The organism is Vibrio sp. La 4.2.2 (assembly GCF_027586995.1).
GTDB classification, from domain to species: Bacteria; Pseudomonadota; Gammaproteobacteria; order Enterobacterales; family Vibrionaceae; genus Vibrio; species Vibrio mediterranei.
Genome location: NZ_JAPPTJ010000005.1, coordinates 335,874 through 351,750, shown reverse-complemented (window position 1 = coordinate 351,750; position 15,877 = coordinate 335,874). Strand labels below are relative to the sequence as shown.

Sequence of the window (15,877 nt, the reverse complement as noted above, 5' to 3'; positions counted from 1 at the left end):
GAAAAATCGTCCTATCGAATCGACAGGCCATAACCTACGAACTATATTCAAATTACTCACTAAAATACATCACATAGAGCCCTAAGTGATTATATTTCATCCACTTAATAACAAAAATTTACCGTTTTCCTTTAGAAGGCGGCGCAAGCTAACACTTTATTAACTGTGTGATTGTCAACTCATTCAATCCCCACTATGTTGAGTGGAGAATCTCAACCAAGAGGCAAATCTATGAAATTCACTCCAACGCATCTTTCTGAAATGAACCTGTTATTGCAATTTGACTTAAGCAGTGCGGCAACAGGCATCAAGGTCCATCACGATGCAAGTAAAGAGATGCAAGAAGCAGTCCAAAGATTATTTGACAAAGGACTATGTACCCTACCTGACGGTGGCTACCTAACGGATGAGGGAATTGAAGTGGCAGAACACGCAGATAGAGTTCTTCGTGTCTTAACGTCTTAGCGCTAACGTGAAATGTCTCTAGCAGCGGCACCTCATTGCCGCTGCAATATACTCCTACCTTTTAGGCTACAAAAAGTCGACGATAGGGTTGCCATCTGTCATACACCCAGTTAAATCCCGTCGTATAAAAGAAAAAGAACACTAGGAAACCAGCCTCAATAATCAAGGCTGTCAGTAGTGAAACCTGCAAGAACCATGCTATGGCCGGTATGGTCATGACAATCAACCCTGCTTCAAATCCTACTGCATGACCGATACGCAAAAGCAAGGAACGCTTGCTCCTCTCACCAGGAATATATCTATCAAACAATACATTATAGAGATAGTTCCATACTACGGTGAATAAGCTCATACCGACACCTACAACCATTAGTTCCATTGATTTACTACTTGTAGCTATAGATGCAATAGGAATTATGATAGCTAATGCTAACGCCTCAAACAGAACGGCATGAAACATTCTTTCTTTATTATTCATAAAGTTACCTTGTAAATATGAAACATCGTTTACCAATAAAGTAATTATCCGTTATGCTTTAGAAAGACGGAAACGAGATAACATCAGGAAACCTGATATGTTTAGTATCGAACAATTAGAAGCATTTATTACTACGGTTGAAACCGGTTCTTTTTCCGCTGCAGCACGAAAGCTTGGCAAGGTCCAATCTGCTGTTAGTCAGAACATCATGAATCTTGAGATCGATTGTGGTGTTGATGTTTTTGACCGAAGCGGTCGTTATCCAGTTCTTACCGATGCTGGTAATAAACTACTTCCCTATGCTCGCGCAGCAATTACCCAACACCAGCGACTTGCGGATTTAGTCGACACACTAGGACATGATGAGATACAACCTATCGTTTTAGCAGTAGATGAAGGTATTCCACTGGAAAGAATCACTCCAATACTCAAAACACTCTCGGAAGAGTTCCCCTCTCTACAATTGGAATGTTTGCTTGCCTCCAGTGTCGATATTATAGAAATGGTTCAATCAGGCAGAGCAACCTCAGGTTTAGTCTATGGCGAGCACGTTATCCCCTTCTCATTAGACTTTGAACATGTTGGGGATTTCGAGTTCGACATTTTTGTGTCTTCAGAGCACCCGCTCGCTAAAACTATCACTCCCCACCTTGAAATGTTGAGTTTGCACCGACAGCTTGTCGTCAGCTCGAGAAGTTCTCAAAAGAGTAGCTTTCATCAAGTGCTTAGTCCTGATGTTTGGTACTCTGATAGCTACGCTATGATTATAGAATGGTGCCTTGCAGGATTTGGATGGACCTATGCTCCTTCTTATATGGCAAAAGAAGCGCTTGCTCAAGGTAAGTTAGTGCAGGTTCCGATAGAATTTGAAAAGATATCCGCAATCACCAACATCGATCTAATCCAACACTCAAGTAAGAGTAAAGATGCCGGTCATAAGCGACTGCGAGAATTACTTCGACACCGTTTCGAGGATGTATAACATGACAGAAAAGCAAATACTCGTCGTAGGGGCAGGTTGGCTTGGCCTACCGCTGGCCCATGCTTTGCAAAGCCGAGGCTATAAGGTTATAGCAACAAGAACCAGCGTTGAAGGCGTAGCTGAAATCTCCCAAGCTGGCGTGGATAGCCTTTGCTTGGATCTGAATGCTATCCGTTCAGAAGAAGAGGAGCTGACACTAACAGATCAACTCATCAAGAAGCAGATAAATGTGATTATTGGCTGCTTTCCTCCAGGCTTTAGGCAAGGAGGCGGTGCGCTTTACGCTTCTCAATGGGCGCAGCTTGTTCAAGTGGCAAAACGAATTGGTGTGGAAAAGATCATCATGATTAGCTCTAGCTCTGTTTATCCAGAACGAGCCGAAATCATGACTGAAGATATGGCTAGGCTACCGATAGCAAAAGGCAGAGAAGACTTTAGCGCTAAGTCTATTATTATGCTCACTGCAGAAGAACACGTTAGAAACTCAACTTTAGATTATGTCATCGTGCGTTGCAGTGGTTTGTTTGGTCCAAATCGTCATCCATCTCGATTTGCCTCGAAACTCAAGACTGTGAGTGATCAAGCATCCGCAAATATGCTGCACCTTGACGACGCTGTTGGCGCAATTATTTTTTGTTTAGAACATGTGGATGCGAGCGTGGTAAACGCCACCACACCAGAGACCTGCGACAAAGTGACCTTTTATCGTGCTGCCTTGCGTTCGGTAGGTTTAGATACCTCGTTGAATTTAGTGAACTCAGAGCCAGACAAAACCATCTCTAGTGAAAAACTGCAAGGTCTGGGTTATCACTTCAAATTCCATCATACGCTTGATGCGCTATAGATTACTGAATAGTCCACTACTAAAAAAGGAAGCATTATGCTTCCTTTTTTACTTTCATTATGTGCTTTACTTGCCCAGCGCTTCTTTATAATGCTGACGGCAAACTGAGACATATTTATCATTACCACCAATCGCTACTTGGTCACCTTCTGCGATAGCTTTACCGTCTTCATCGGTTCGGATTACCATATTGGCTTTACGACCACAGTGGCAAATTGTCTTTAGCTCGACTAATTTATCCGCCCACGCCAGTAGGTGTTTACTGCCTTCAAATAACTCACCCAAGAAGTCTGTTCTCAAACCGTAGCAAAGAACTGGAATATTCAGCTTATCAACCACTTCTGTAAGTTGATAAACTTGTTCCTTTGACAAGAACTGACATTCATCAATGAGGATACAGTGTCGTTTAGTCTCGGCATTCAGCGTTGCGATTTCATCAAACAAATTGGAGTCTGGCTGGAAAAGCTGCGCTTCGGACTGAAGCCCAATACGTGAGCTAACCTTACCAATGCCATAGCGATCATCAAGTGCGGCAGTGAAGATTAGAGGATTCATTCCTCGCTCTTGGTAATTGAAAGAAGACTGAAGGAGAGTTGTCGACTTACCCGCATTCATTGCTGAGTAATAGAAGTACATCTGAGCCAAAGTGATACACCAAATTCAAAACTTAAAAAGAAGCCCTTGCATGCAAGGGCTACGAGAAATTACTTACGACGCCACGTAGTGCCTTCAGGACCATCTTCTAGAACAATGCCCATTTCCGTTAGCTTGTCGCGTGCCATGTCAGCATTCGCCCAATCTTTAGATGCACGAGAATCGTTACGTAGCTTAATCAAAGCTTCAATTTCAGCCACCTCATCGTTATCGCCTGCATCACCTTTCAAGAAAGCTTCTGGATCCTGATGAAGGATACCGATAACATCAGCCAATTCACGCATTAGCGCACCAAGTTGGCTCGCCTGACCTAAATCCACCGTTTTCAGACGGTTGATTTCACGTGCCATATCAAATAGCACTGAGTACGCTTCAGGTGTGTTGAAATCATCGTTCATGGCTGCGGTAAAGCGAGTCACGTACTCTTCGCCACCCGTTGGTTCTGCATCTAAATCCAAACCACGAAGTGAAGTGTATAGACGCTCAAGTGCTGAACGAGCTTGATTTAAGTTGTCTTCACTGTAGTTCAGTTGACTACGGTAGTGACCTGACATTAAGAAATAGCGAACCGTTTCTGGATCGTAATGATCCAATACATCGCGAATCGTAAAGAAGTTGCCAAGAGACTTAGACATTTTCTCTTTATCAACCATCACCATACCGCTGTGCATCCAAGTGTTCACATATTGAGTGTCGTGTGCGCAGCAAGATTGAGCAATTTCATTCTCATGGTGTGGGAATTGAAGGTCTGAACCACCGCCATGAATGTCAAAATGATTACCTAGAATCGATGAGTTCATTGCCGAGCATTCAATGTGCCAACCTGGGCGTCCAGGTCCCCATGGCGACTCCCACGTAGGTTCACCTGGCTTAGACATCTTCCAAAGTACGAAATCCAGTGGGCTACGCTTCGCACTCTCAACATCTACACGAGCACCTGCTTGAAGCTGGTCAAGATCTTGCTTTGAAAGCTTACCGTATTCATCGAACTTCGATACTTCAAACATAACGTCACCGTTATCGGCAACGTAAGCAAAGCCGCGTTCGATCAGTTTTTCAACCAGCTCAATGATTTCCGCAATGAATTCAGTAGCGCGAGGCTCCACATCTGGACGCTTCATATTTAACGCATCAAAGTCCGCGTGCATTTCACCGATAAGGCGTTCAGTCAACGACTCGCACGATTCACCATTTTCGTTAGCACGTTTGATAATTTTATCATCGATATCCGTGATATTACGCACGAATTTCAAATCGTAACCAACGTAACGAAGGTAACGTGAAACCACATCGAAAGATACAAAAGTACGACCATGGCCGATATGACAGAGATCGTAAATAGTGACCCCACAGACATACATGCCGACTTTGCCCGCATGGATAGGTTTGAATTCCTCTTTTTGTCTCGTCAGTGTGTTGTATATTTTTAACATGATCTCTATCTGGATTATTACGTTTAAAAAGTAACGGCGATTATAACCATAATCCTTGTCATAATGGAGTCATTAAGCGAATAAATCTTGCATTTTGCGTGAAGAATGAGCTAACTCCAATCGAGTCAGCATAAAAACGAGCTCAATAATGCCAGATAACCGGATTTCGACGTTTGCTTGTGACAGCAGTTAGGCTAGAATCGTTGTCTCTAACATAAAAACACAGAATAGGTATTCATCATGATCACCCTTCATACTAATTTCGGCGACGTTAAGATTCAGCTAAATGAAGAAAAAGCACCAGAAACGAGTGCTAACTTTGCTCAGTACTGCCGCGATGGTTTTTACGACAACACACTATTTCACCGTGTTATCGATGGTTTCATGATTCAAGGTGGCGGCATGACGTCTGGCCTTAAAGAAAAGGCAACTCGCGCGCCAATTAAAAACGAAGCTAACAATGGCCTGAGCAACAAAGTAGGCACTTTAGCAATGGCTCGTACAATGGAACCACATTCTGCTAGTTCTCAATTCTTCATCAACGTAAACGACAACACTTTCTTAGACTTCCGCTCAGAAAGCCTAGATGGTTGGGGTTACTGTGTATTTGGTGAAGTTGTTGAGGGCATGGACATCGTCAACAAGATCAAAGGCGTGAGCACAGGCTCGATGGGTATGCACCAAGACGTACCACTAGAAGAGGTCATCATCACTGGTACTACGATTCACGAATAATCGTTCGAGGGAGGGCATTGCCCTCCCTAACTCAACTATGACTACACTATTTATTTCCGACCTTCATCTTTCTCCCTCTCAGCCCCAAATAACGGATTGTTTCGTTAAGTTTATGCGCGAAGAAGCAGTTCACGCAGAAGCACTCTATGTGTTAGGCGATCTGTTTGAATTTTGGATTGGCGATGATGACCCCTCTGATTTTGCTCAAGCGATCAAAGCCGAATTCAAAACTCTCACTCAATCAGGTGTCTCCTGCTATTTCATCCAGGGAAATCGTGATTTTTTGCTTAACAGACGTTTTTGCAAAGAAACAGGGATAAAACTACTCGATGAACATAGCGTGATCGATCTTTATGGTCGCAAAACCGTGATCCTTCACGGCGATACGTTATGCACTGAAGATCACAAGTATCAAGCATTCAGAGCCAAGGTTCATATGCCTTGGCTGCAGTGGATATTTAATCGGCTTCCATTCTTTACAAGACAGCATATCGTAAATAAAATCCAAGGCGATATTCGTGATGTAAAGGCGCAAAAATCGCTCGATATCATGGATGTCACTCAATCAGAAGTGGAAACACTGATGAAACAATGCGGAACCGACTTGATGATTCATGGTCATACACACCGACCTAATATTCACCAATTCGAGGTTGATAATAAGCCTTACACACGCATCGTACTTGGTGACTGGTACCAACAAGGATCTGTTTTGGTTTGTACACCAGAGTCGCAACATTTAGAAGTACGCCGTTTTGCTTAAAGCATGAGCCAAACCGCAGAAAATTCGACATATAATTAGTCAAGGACTGCAATAAAACGTTAAGATAGTCCAACGTTTTTGAGATCACGATGCAAAATTTGAAATACTCCTACATTGCTCGGCAACCCATTTTAAATAGCGAACAGAAGACTGTTGGCTATGAGTTGCTATTTAGAGACGGGCCGAACAATACCTTTCCAGATATCGATCCAGAACTGGCGACAAACCGTCTCCTTTCTGAGCACTTCCTTGCAACTCACTATAGTACTATTGGTGATAAGCTAGGTTTTGTTAACTTTCCGTACCAGAGTTTAGTGAATTTGGTCCCTACTCTATTCCCTAAAGATAACTTGGTGATCGAAATCTTAGAGAGTTGCGAGCCCACTGCGGAACTCCTCGCCGCGATAAAGAAGATGTCGAAAGCAGGCTATACCATTGCACTTGATGACTTTGTGCCACGTAAAGAATGGCTACCATTCTTGCCGTATACTTCGATTATCAAGATCGACATTCGCCAATATTCTTTGTCGAAAGCTGAGACTCTGATCGAGCGCCTCAAGGATCAAAACATCGTGTTTCTTGCGGAAAAGGTTGAAACCTATGAAGAGTTTGAACTCGCAAAGCAAGTTGGTTTCACCCAGTTTCAGGGCTACTTTTTTAGCCGTCCTCAGCTGATAAGAAGAAAACAGATCAAACCTTCCTTTTTGACTGTAGTTCAGCTTTGTAAAGAGATTTCAAACCCAAATATCAATTACGATGAGCTTGAGCGACTTATCTCTCTAGATGTCACGCTTTCATATAAGCTGCTCACATTTGTTAACGCCTCTTACCTGATACGAGCAGAGATAAAGTCATTTAAACAAGCTCTGGTCTATCTCGGCGAAGATCGCCTGAGAAAGTTCATTTCGTTAGTCGCAATCACTTCAACGCAAGATGATAAGCCTGACAGCTTATATAGCTTATCGATTCAGCGCGCCCGTTTTTGTGAATTATTGCTTAATGATATGAACACCAACTTGGATGATGGATTGGGTTTTCTGACTGGCATGTTCTCATTACTTGACTCGTTATTCGATCAACCTCTAGAAGAGTTGGTTCAAAAGATGCCAATTGATAATCTGGTTAAAAGTGCCCTTGTGACCAAACGAGGCACACTTGGAAAACTCTTAACCTTGGTGAAAGCTTATGAAGCGGCAGACTGGACGACGGTGATTGCCTGCAGAGATAAACTTGCTCTTAATGACGAGATGTTAGCTAAGTATTACGATGAAGCCATCAAATGGACCGAAGATCTATTAGCGATCGAAACGGAATATCACACCCACGCTTAACTTGGATTTTTTATGACATCATGCTATTGCGGTAACGATGCACCGTTTGAGTCGTGCTGCCTACCAATACACCAAGACGTTCGCAAGGCGAACAAGCCTGAACAGCTTATGCGCGCTCGGTTTAGTGCTCATAAGACAAAAAATGTCGACTTTGTTGTCGCCACCTATCACCCTAGCTGCGATGCCGAAGCCGAACGCAGTTCAATCGCTGATTCAATTAATAGCAATTGGACCAAGCTCAAGGTTACCGGTACTGAGAGCGGAACGAATGAGCATGAAGGTTTCGTGTCTTTTGAAGCTTATCTTGAAGAGGACGGCTTTGAATATTGTCTTACCGAACGATCTCGCTTCATTTTTGAAGACGATCAATGGTATTACATCGATGGCGAGTTAGACGATTCTATTCCGCCTCGCCCACTCACCACGCAAGCGCTCAAGGTCGGCAGAAACGATCCATGCGTGTGTGGCAGCGGCAAGAAATACAAAAAGTGCTGCGGATAGAGGATCATAAGGGAAAGCGAATCAACTCACTTTCCCTTATTTCATACATTGGATTCGCTACGACTGACCGCTGAACTAGAGTTAGCGTTCATACGCTTTAAACTGATTGGTTAAAGGATCATATTGATAGCCCAGCATATCTAGCTTGCCAACGACCCCTTCTACATCCATTTCGTACATGCTAACAAGCTCTTCGAACGAATCACATTCTAAGCGAAGCTTTTCATTAACGATGCCCAATAAGATAATGCTATCAAAACGGCTCACGTTACTTAAATCCATAATCGTACTCCATAAAAAAAGCTAGCCTTTAAAGACTAGCCTTAATTAGTAAAATAGAAAGTGACCTAAGTGGCAGATTACGCCAGCCAATAGAGTTGCAACAACCCGACGTTAGTAACCATTAAACTAAGAAAAGCGATCGTCAATTGACCTTTGGTTGGCGTGCTATGACGAATGATGTGCCAACTCCAGATAACTATTCCGACCACCAGCATCACCAATGAACTAACCACAGCAGACGTGTATTGAGTCACGATTTCTGGTTCCCACTGGTAAGCATTTACGACAAAGCTCACCGCAAGAAGCATTGAAAAGATCACCCCAGAGACAGGCAAAATACGATGAAACGCCTGTAAGCGGGTTCTCGCGATAGTCAAAAGCAGGTGAGCAAAAGCCGTACCTAGCAGTAGGCCAGAACAGACTAGAGAAAGAGACTGAGCTAAATTTGGCTGTTGAGCAACAATGATACCCGCAAACGCAATACTGAAACCATTGGCTAAATGCACTACCCAAAAAGGGCCTTTCTCTCGCGTTTTGCCAGTTTTAACTTGGGAATAGAAGTAAAACACCGCGAATACCACAAGAAACGCCTCAACTTTTAATGATGCGATTGCTAACCACAAAATTCCGATAGCTGGAAACAACTTGTGGATACGTCCGCGTTGACCAGGGCAAATATCACCTTTTGCCAGTATTAGGGTCAGGATAAGCAGAGCTACCGTTAAAGCAGGCGCTAGAAGGGTTAAAACAGCGGTAATCATGGTTTGACATTCAAAGTGGTAATTGATGGCGCTGATAATATATCAGGTAACCCTCGAATGCTATTCACATTGAAAAACCACAATTTCTTTGGGCTTTGAAGTCATCAACGTAGGGGTATATAATGCCCGCCTCCAAAACTAGAGGTTAAAATATGTACAACGACGTTTCCCCAATCCATGAGCATAAAAAATACTGGGCCGAGTGCTTCGGTGTGGCTCGTTTTCTGCCAACTAGCAGAAAAGAAATGGATGCCCTTGGTTGGGACAGCTGCGACATCATCATTGTTACTGGTGATGCCTACGTCGATCACCCTAGTTTTGGCATGGCGATCATCGGACGCTTATTAGAAGCGCAGGGCTTTCGCGTTGGCATTATTGCCCAACCAGATTGGAGCAACAAGAATGACTTCATGAAGCTTGGTCAACCGAATCTGTTTTTCGGTATTACTGCAGGTAACATGGACTCGATGATAAACCGCTATACTGCCGATCGTAAGCTACGTCACGATGACGCGTACACGCCGAATAACGAAGGTGGAAAAAGACCCGATCGTGCAACACTTGTCTATTCTCAGCGTTGTCGTGAAGCTTACAAAGAGACCCCCATTGTATTGGGTGGTATAGAAGCGAGTTTGCGCCGAATTGCGCACTATGATTATTGGTCTGATAAAGTTCGCCGCTCTGTGTTATTTGATGCTAAAGCGGATATTTTGCTATTTGGTAATGCCGAGCGTGCCTTAGTTGAGGTCGCACACCGTCTTGCTGATGGAGAAACTGTTAGCAACATGACCAATATTCGCGGGACTGCTGTTAATCTTCCTGCAGAACCAGAAAACTACACGATTATTGATTCTTCTCGCATTGAAAAGCCGGGTAAAGCGTTCGTGCCTCAAAACCCGTACGAAGTAGAATCAAATTGCGATACACAAAAGAAAGAGCCTGAAGCTAAGCCAATTACGATTCGCCCTTCTCGTCATGATGCAAAAACAACGGCAGTGAGACTGCCACCGTACGAGAAGCTTAACAACGACCGTATTTTGTACGCGCACGCCAGTCGTGTCATGCATCTGGAAACAAACCCTTATTCGGGGCGTGCTTTGATTCAAAAGCACGGTAATCGTGAGCTTTGGGTAAACCAAGCACCAATCCCACTTTCTACCGAAGAGATGGATTACGTATTCGGTCTACCTTATGCACGTGTACCACATCCTATGTACGGTAAGGCCAAGATTCCTGCCTATGACATGATCAAGACTTCTGTGAACATCATGCGTGGCTGTTTTGGTGGCTGCTCATTCTGTTCGATTACTGAGCATGAAGGCCGCATTATTCAAAACCGTTCGCAAGACTCAATTCTTAACGAACTTGAAGAGATTCGCGATAAAGTTCCAGGCTTCACGGGTACGATTTCTGATCTAGGTGGTCCAACAGCTAACATGTATCGTCTTGGCTGTTCAGATCCAAAAGCAGAAGCCAACTGTCGTCGTCCTTCTTGCGTCTTCCCTGGCATCTGTAACAAGCTCAATACTGACCACAAACACACTATTGACCTTTATCGTGCAGCTCGCAAAGTTAAAGGGGTCAAAAAGGTGATGATTGCATCGGGTGTCCGCTACGACTTGGCAATAGAATCACCGGAATATGTGAAAGAGCTTGTTACGCATCACGTCGGTGGTTATTTGAAGATTGCTCCTGAGCATACCGAGAAGAATCCGCTCGACTTAATGATGAAACCGGGTATGGGAACTTACGACCGCTTCAAGGAGATGTTCCAAAAGTACAGTGAAGAGGCTGGTAAAAAACAATACCTCATTCCTTACTTTATCTCTGCGCACCCTGGCACTGAAGATGAAGATATGTTGAACCTCGCGTTGTGGTTGAAAAAGAACAACTACGAATGTGATCAGGTTCAGAACTTCTATCCATCACCGATGTGTAATGCCACATCAATGTATTACTCAGAGACCAACCCACTCAAGCGTGTGAAGTATAAAAAACGTGAGGATGTGCCTGTTGCTAAAGGAGATCGTCAACGTCGGTTGCATAAAGCGCTGTTACGTTATCATGACCCAGCAAACTGGCCTTTGCTCCGAGAAGCGTTAACGAGCATGAGCAAGCAGTACTTGATCGGTGACAAACCGGGCTGTTTAGTCCCTGCAGAAGATCTTGATGCTAAGACGCCAGCCCAACGAAGAAAGTCAGGTCGACACGGTGCAAACAGATTCGCGACCAAACATACTAAAGGTCAACCAGATATCAGAACTGACAGCCAAAGAAACTCAGGTAAAGGTTCGAAACCTAAGAAAAAGTCTGGGCAACCATCTGGCAATGGGAAACCATCCAGAAGCCCTAAACGACGACCTCGTTAAGCCTAACGTCAATATAAAAAAGCGCCTCTCAATTTGAGAAGCGCTTTTTTTATTTTGCGACAGACTCTATTGCATGCAAATAAGTCATTGAATTATTTATATTTATAAGTTTGGCACAGTCCGTGCTCTGTTACTCGAAACACACTCCCCTTGATAAGGACAGCAAGATGGAACTACTAAGAGCAGAGACCAACAACCACACTTTGAAACTAGAACTATATGGTGATTTTGATGCTCGAGGAAGCCGTGAAGCACAGCCTCAAATCGATGACATTATCCACAATGATTGGCACCAAGAGATAGAGGTTGACCTAAGTCAAGTCCGCTTTATGGATTCTTCAGGCATCGGTGCTATTGTTTATCTATATAAGCGTCTAGTTGAACGCGAACGCAAAATGCGATTAGAGAACGTAACGGGACAACCGCTACAAATCATACAGTTGCTTCGAATTGGTCAGGCAATTCCTGTGAACACGCATGCGAGTAACGAATACCTGTAACACATAATTATACTAATTTGTTGGCAGAATAGGTGGTAACTACATGGACGTAAAAACGGGTGTAAAGCTATGCATTACCTGTCTCTCGGCATATCTCCTTTTAGCTTGTACAAGCTACCCAGATGAGGGAACAGGTGGTATTGCCGAGAACTATGCAGGTTCTGATTTTTCACCAGTGATGCCAGATGAACCCTTGGGACCTGAGCACGGTTTGCGATTTGACTGGAAGCTAGCCGCGCTGCACCTAGATTCCTTGATTGAAGAAGGAGCACAATGGTGCTTCCCCGCTGCCGTTCTTCAGGCACAAGAAAAACAAAATCGCATCGCAAGAGAGTTAGAGGGCGGCCTATGGATTGACGCTGCTAACGACATCGTCATTCAACGTAAAAAGCTCAATGATTTGGAGTTGCGTCTCGACTACGTATTGAATGAGGCGACATGTGCGCCCCCTCTCAAAGGCAAGGATTTTGATGATCTAATGCAAGTGGTTAAGCGTGTCTACCAACTTCTTAATGTCGATAACCAGTTCGCGTACAACTCTGTCGAAGTTAATCCCAAATACATGGGTCATCTCGCGGAAGCAGCAAACATCCTTAAGCAACATCCTACCATTCGCCTTTCTGTTACCGGACACGCCGATGCTACCGGAGGTACCGAATACAATGAAAAGATTGCGAAAGGACGTGCGCAGCAAGTTAAGCGTTACCTAACTATATTTGGCCTAGCTCCTGGTCGTATCGAAACACACTCACTTGGTGAAGAACTGCCTCTCTACGAGGGTGACAGCCCGGGAGTTCGACTTACCAACCGAAGAGTCAGCATTGAAGTCATCGCGGATAAAAATAGCAATGCCACTCAAGGAGCGTTGTGATGAACCAAGCTAAAGTAATAGTACTACTATGCGTAACTGTTCTCTTCGCCTTATTTGCACCACTTTCCCTAGCTAACGAGAAGCAGGTACAAGTCGGCGACCTCATTCAAGTCGATTTGCCTGGCGAATCGAGCTTAAATAGGGGATTTCAGGTTGATAAACGTGGTCGAATTACACTACCAGAAGTAGGCCCTGTATTCGTTGCCGGCTATAACGAAGAACAGCTCACCACGGCGGTAAAGGGTGCGCTTGATAAAGTTTTTCGTGACACCTCAAACGTCCAAGTTTATGTCGCAGAACGGCAAATTCTAATTTCAGTGCAAGGCTATGTTGCCTCACCAGGAGAATATACGCTTCCCTACAACTCAAATGTCCAAATGGCATTGCACGCCGCTGGCGGACTGCGCTCCGGAGCCCAGTTAAACAAAATGTTGCTAAAACGAGGTGCAGATAGACAGGAATTCGACTACAAGCGATTCCTTGATACTGGTGATGACAAAAACCTCCCAGCCCTGCAATCTTTGGACACCTTATTTGTACCAGCTTCCCCATTAGTCGGTAATATTGAACAAGAGTTTGACCCGGCTAAACTTGCTGATTCGGGTGATAGTGCCGACTCACGCCAAGCCATTAAAGTATTTGGTGAAGTGAATGCACCTGGCTCCTTCTCCTATAAATCGAATAGCGACCTAGTAGACGTGCTGATGCGAGCAGGCGGCGTTACGCGTTATGCGAGCGTGGAGCAAATTCGAGTAATCAGCAATAACACCCCTACACTATTCAACTTAAAACGCTATTTAGACAGTGGTGATGTTTCCTTGTTACCTCCTCTGCAAGCCGGAGCGACGATTTTTGTTCCCAAACAAGAAGAGGAAATTAAATCCGGCTCCAATACCGTGTATGTCATGGGTGAAGTAGCCGCTCCCGGTGCTTTTGAAGGTAAAAAAGGCGCGACCTTTATGGATATCCTTGCCAATGCCGGAGGCCCAACACGATTTGCAGAGTCTAGACAGATTCGCGTAATAAAGTCCGATGGCCGAGTAGTCCCTTTTGATATGACGGCGTACACCGAAGGTCTAAAAGGCAGTCAAGCACCAAAAATAGAGCCTGGTGACGCTATCTTTGTACCAGAGAAAACCGATATCAACGAGAAATCGTGGCTTAAAGTATCCCCAGACCGAGCAGTCAACGTAATCGGTGAAGTAGTTCGACCTGGCCGAATTGAATGGTCAGATGAAATGGATCTGATGGACTTACTGGCGCATGTTGGAGGTCCAAGCGGCCGCGCAGACACCTCAAAAATCGAAGTCGCTAACGGCAATAAAATGGTGGTGTTTGATCTTGATGCCTTCATAAAACGAGGGGCTCCTCAATCAGAGCTGCCTTACATTTCAGCTGGCGCTATTGTCCGTGTTCATGATTTACCACAAGATCCATCAGATAACAAAGCTCAGTGGGTAAGACAAAGCTCCGATGCCTCCATCTACGTGTTTGGCCAAGTCAATGCTCCGGGCCGTTATCGATTCACGGACGATATGCATTTTCTTGATATTTTATCTGCGGCAGACGGACCAACTAAAGACGCGGACATTCACAACATTCGCGTGACTCACCGAGACAAGCCTTATTCGAAAGTAAGCAAGCTCAATCTCTCGCTTTACTTTGAGACCGGTGATGAGTCCATTATTCCACTGGTTAAGCGCGGAGATACGATTTATGTCCCAGAGAAAAACCGTAACTGGTTAGATACGCCTAAAGAGAAAACCATTCGCATATTAGGTGCTGTCAATAACCCCGGACGATACGTGTTTAACGACAATATGACAATTCTTGACGTTTTAGCAGAGGCAGGAGGACCAAGTGATAGAGCTTATGTAGAGAAGATTAGCGTCGTCAACATGTCTTGCTGCCAAGGACAAGCAAGAACCTTTGATCTGGTGGAGTTCAGTAAAACTGCTGATATCAAAATGTTACCCGTGATTCGCGCAGGCGATACTATTTATATCCCGGACCGCCGTAATAGCTTTGCAGAACAAGCTCGACTGGGCTTAACCGATATCTTCAGGATCGTCTCGACGATCGCTGTAATAGGAGCGCTATAATGTCTATTCCCGCGACTCATGCTGAAATTGAAGAGCTTTATCTCAATGCAGAATTGAAGCAATGCCGCTCAATCAGTATTACAGCCTGCAACAGCCAAGAAGGCACCTCTTCGATAGCGCAAGCTTTGACTGAGCGCTACCTTCTTGCTGGTCATAAAACACTGTTGGTCGACCTCAATCTATACCACCCAAGTCTGATGAGCATAGAACTGTCTGATGTTCCCTCTCTTTCATCAGAACTCACGCCGAAGAACAGCCACTGGGTGCAAGATAAACACTCCCCAAAAGTGTTTCTTGGGGTATCCGCACCTAGCGACCCACGAACTCGTTTGTTGTATAAGGACCCAACCAACTTAAGGCAACAAGTTGCAGAATGGCTAACTCAATACGATCGAGTGGTTATTGATACGTCACCTATCCTCAACGTTAATCAAAACAACATCCCAGCGCACTGTGTCGCTAACGCATGTGATGGTACTTATTTGGTTGTGCTAAGCGGGGTCACGCTCACCAACCAAGTAGCCGATGCAGTTCAGGCATTACAAGAAGGTACCCACACCCACTTATTGGGAACCGTACTTAACTACCGGGATCAACCTTCACTAGCAAGTGAGATTTGCCGCGAGATTGATCGTCTGGGTTGGTTACCTTCCAAAATAACATCGTGGGCTAAGAAGAAAGTGGTCAGCAATAGATTCCTGTCGTTGCCTATTTGACACTCTCTTGCGCAAATTCTTTATATTCAGCGCGTTAGACAGTAATTTACTAAAAATCGTCGTTATTTGTACTATCCTTTAATCAGCAGT

17 protein-coding genes are annotated in these 15,877 nt (G+C 44.4%); 12 read left to right on the top strand and 5 right to left on the bottom strand.

Annotated elements, in window-relative coordinates; all coding sequences use genetic code 11:
* Positions 1 to 231: 231 nt before the first annotated feature.
* Positions 232 to 465, top strand: coding sequence for a TIGR02647 family protein (locus tag OH456_RS13590; RefSeq protein ID WP_006075120.1), 234 nt, complete (start codon positions 232 to 234; stop codon positions 463 to 465).
* Positions 466 to 526: 61 nt separating this feature from the next.
* On the opposite strand, the gene OH456_RS13585 is transcribed toward OH456_RS13590, so the two are convergent.
* Positions 527 to 943, bottom strand: coding sequence for a PACE efflux transporter (locus OH456_RS13585; RefSeq protein ID WP_006075119.1), 417 nt, complete (start codon positions 941 to 943; stop codon positions 527 to 529).
* 97 nt (positions 944 to 1,040) lie between these two features.
* On the opposite strand from OH456_RS13585, the gene OH456_RS13580 reads away from it, so the two are divergent.
* Both OH456_RS13580 and OH456_RS13575 read left to right on the top strand, forming a co-directional pair.
* Positions 1,041 to 1,925, top strand: a complete 885-nt coding sequence (locus OH456_RS13580; RefSeq protein WP_124939949.1) for a LysR family transcriptional regulator — start codon at positions 1,041 to 1,043, stop codon at positions 1,923 to 1,925.
* Between the two features lies 1 nt (position 1,926).
* Positions 1,927 to 2,769 (top strand): NAD-dependent epimerase/dehydratase family protein, encoded by an 843-nt coding sequence (locus OH456_RS13575; protein ID WP_198558033.1) that lies wholly within the window; start codon positions 1,927 to 1,929, stop codon positions 2,767 to 2,769.
* Between the two features lie 66 nt (positions 2,770 to 2,835).
* Here the strand turns inward: OH456_RS13575 and OH456_RS13570 are convergent, their stop codons facing one another.
* Both OH456_RS13570 and cysS read right to left on the bottom strand, forming a co-directional pair.
* Positions 2,836 to 3,414 (bottom strand): thymidine kinase, encoded by a 579-nt coding sequence (locus tag OH456_RS13570; protein ID WP_006075116.1) that lies wholly within the window; start codon positions 3,412 to 3,414, stop codon positions 2,836 to 2,838.
* 59 nt (positions 3,415 to 3,473) lie between these two features.
* Entirely contained in the window at positions 3,474 to 4,856 is a 1,383-nt protein-coding gene (gene cysS / locus OH456_RS13565; RefSeq protein WP_038225968.1) for a cysteine--tRNA ligase, read from the bottom strand.
* Positions 4,857 to 5,096: 240 nt separating this feature from the next.
* On the opposite strand from cysS, the gene OH456_RS13560 reads away from it, so the two are divergent.
* The 4 genes from OH456_RS13560 (at position 5,097) to OH456_RS13545 (ending at position 8,186) form a co-directional block, all read left to right on the top strand.
* Positions 5,097 to 5,591, top strand: a complete 495-nt coding sequence (locus OH456_RS13560) for a peptidylprolyl isomerase (RefSeq protein WP_006074416.1) — start codon at positions 5,097 to 5,099, stop codon at positions 5,589 to 5,591.
* 37 nt (positions 5,592 to 5,628) lie between these two features.
* Complete coding sequence (lpxH, locus tag OH456_RS13555) at positions 5,629 to 6,354, top strand: UDP-2,3-diacylglucosamine diphosphatase (protein WP_038222973.1); 726 nt, start codon at positions 5,629 to 5,631, stop codon at positions 6,352 to 6,354.
* 98 nt (positions 6,355 to 6,452) lie between these two features.
* Entirely contained in the window at positions 6,453 to 7,685 is a 1,233-nt protein-coding gene (locus OH456_RS13550; protein ID WP_270033726.1) for an EAL and HDOD domain-containing protein, read from the top strand.
* A 12-nt stretch (positions 7,686 to 7,697) separates the two neighbouring features.
* A complete protein-coding gene (locus OH456_RS13545; RefSeq protein ID WP_124939954.1) occupies positions 7,698 to 8,186 on the top strand; it encodes a YchJ family metal-binding protein in 489 nt (162 codons plus the stop codon).
* Between the two features lie 81 nt (positions 8,187 to 8,267).
* On the opposite strand, the gene OH456_RS13540 is transcribed toward OH456_RS13545, so the two are convergent.
* The gene (locus OH456_RS13540) at positions 8,268 to 8,468 is read right to left on the bottom strand and encodes a DUF4250 domain-containing protein (RefSeq protein WP_006074412.1); all 201 of its coding nucleotides are present in this window, start codon (positions 8,466 to 8,468) and stop codon (positions 8,268 to 8,270) included.
* Positions 8,469 to 8,545: 77 nt separating this feature from the next.
* Positions 8,546 to 9,229: a hypothetical protein gene (locus tag OH456_RS13535; protein WP_038225976.1), complete on the bottom strand. Its 684-nt coding sequence runs from the start codon at positions 9,227 to 9,229 to the stop codon at positions 8,546 to 8,548.
* Positions 9,230 to 9,381: 152 nt separating this feature from the next.
* On the opposite strand from OH456_RS13535, the gene OH456_RS13530 reads away from it, so the two are divergent.
* From OH456_RS13530 to OH456_RS13510, 5 genes are all read left to right on the top strand, one after another.
* Positions 9,382 to 11,598 (top strand): YgiQ family radical SAM protein, encoded by a 2,217-nt coding sequence (locus OH456_RS13530; protein WP_270033663.1) that lies wholly within the window; start codon positions 9,382 to 9,384, stop codon positions 11,596 to 11,598.
* Between the two features lie 167 nt (positions 11,599 to 11,765).
* Entirely contained in the window at positions 11,766 to 12,098 is a 333-nt protein-coding gene (locus OH456_RS13525) for an STAS domain-containing protein (protein ID WP_006074409.1), read from the top strand.
* Between the two features lie 43 nt (positions 12,099 to 12,141).
* On the top strand, positions 12,142 to 12,969 hold the full coding sequence (locus OH456_RS13520) for an OmpA family protein (protein WP_006074408.1): 828 nt from the start codon (positions 12,142 to 12,144) through the stop codon (positions 12,967 to 12,969).
* Complete coding sequence (locus tag OH456_RS13515) at positions 12,969 to 15,071, top strand: SLBB domain-containing protein (protein WP_006074407.1); 2,103 nt, start codon at positions 12,969 to 12,971, stop codon at positions 15,069 to 15,071. The genes OH456_RS13520 and OH456_RS13515 overlap by 1 nt, the downstream gene beginning before the upstream one ends.
* Positions 15,071 to 15,787 (top strand): CpsD/CapB family tyrosine-protein kinase, encoded by a 717-nt coding sequence (locus tag OH456_RS13510; protein WP_252038177.1) that lies wholly within the window; start codon positions 15,071 to 15,073, stop codon positions 15,785 to 15,787. Before OH456_RS13515 ends, OH456_RS13510 begins: the two co-directional genes overlap by 1 nt.
* Positions 15,788 to 15,877 lie beyond the last annotated feature (90 nt).

Coding starts and splice junctions, on each gene's coding strand:
- OH456_RS13590 (WP_006075120.1), top strand. CDS start 232: ATGAAATTCACTCCAACGCATCTTTCTGAAATGAACCTGTTATTGCAA.
- OH456_RS13585 (WP_006075119.1), bottom strand. CDS start 943: ATGAATAATAAAGAAAGAATGTTTCATGCCGTTCTGTTTGAGGCGTTA.
- OH456_RS13580 (WP_124939949.1), top strand. CDS start 1,041: ATGTTTAGTATCGAACAATTAGAAGCATTTATTACTACGGTTGAAACC.
- OH456_RS13575 (WP_198558033.1), top strand. CDS start 1,927: ATGACAGAAAAGCAAATACTCGTCGTAGGGGCAGGTTGGCTTGGCCTA.
- cysS (WP_038225968.1), bottom strand. CDS start 4,856: ATGTTAAAAATATACAACACACTGACGAGACAAAAAGAGGAATTCAAA.
- OH456_RS13560 (WP_006074416.1), top strand. CDS start 5,097: ATGATCACCCTTCATACTAATTTCGGCGACGTTAAGATTCAGCTAAAT.
- lpxH (WP_038222973.1), top strand. CDS start 5,629: ATGACTACACTATTTATTTCCGACCTTCATCTTTCTCCCTCTCAGCCC.
- OH456_RS13545 (WP_124939954.1), top strand. CDS start 7,698: ATGACATCATGCTATTGCGGTAACGATGCACCGTTTGAGTCGTGCTGC.
- OH456_RS13540 (WP_006074412.1), bottom strand. CDS start 8,468: ATGGATTTAAGTAACGTGAGCCGTTTTGATAGCATTATCTTATTGGGC.
- OH456_RS13535 (WP_038225976.1), bottom strand. CDS start 9,229: ATGATTACCGCTGTTTTAACCCTTCTAGCGCCTGCTTTAACGGTAGCT.
- OH456_RS13530 (WP_270033663.1), top strand. CDS start 9,382: ATGTACAACGACGTTTCCCCAATCCATGAGCATAAAAAATACTGGGCC.
- OH456_RS13525 (WP_006074409.1), top strand. CDS start 11,766: ATGGAACTACTAAGAGCAGAGACCAACAACCACACTTTGAAACTAGAA.
- OH456_RS13520 (WP_006074408.1), top strand. CDS start 12,142: ATGGACGTAAAAACGGGTGTAAAGCTATGCATTACCTGTCTCTCGGCA.
- OH456_RS13515 (WP_006074407.1), top strand. CDS start 12,969: ATGAACCAAGCTAAAGTAATAGTACTACTATGCGTAACTGTTCTCTTC.
- OH456_RS13510 (WP_252038177.1), top strand. CDS start 15,071: ATGTCTATTCCCGCGACTCATGCTGAAATTGAAGAGCTTTATCTCAAT.